A 318-nucleotide genomic window follows, 5' to 3' on the forward strand; every position below is an offset into this window, starting at 1 on the left:
GTATCTAATATAGTTTTGAATTTTATATTGGTTAAGTTTATGGGACATTCAGGTTTAGCATTTGCTACCAGCATAGCTACTATAATTGCTACTATTATTATGTTATATGGAGTGAAAAAGAAAATAGGTTTATTACGTACAAAGAATTACATCATAACATTTTTTAAAATTGGATTAGCTTCCATTTTAATGGGAATAGTTACCTATTCAACGTATTATGGACTATATAAATCCTTAGGGACAATAAGGTTACGCAACTTGATATCCTTATTTGTTGCAGTAGGATTATCCGTAATAGTGTATGTAACATTATGTTAT

Annotated in this window: 1 protein-coding gene; it reads left to right on the plus strand. The window is 28.3% G+C overall.

From position 1 onward, the window contains the following. The coding region (locus RCF13_RS02430) for a polysaccharide biosynthesis C-terminal domain-containing protein (RefSeq protein WP_308140812.1) at positions 1–318 on the plus strand (318 nt) is incomplete at both ends.

Source organism: Stenotrophomonas maltophilia group sp. RNC7 (assembly GCF_030910085.1).
Taxonomy (GTDB): domain Bacteria; phylum Pseudomonadota; class Gammaproteobacteria; order Xanthomonadales; family Xanthomonadaceae; genus Stenotrophomonas; species Stenotrophomonas sepilia.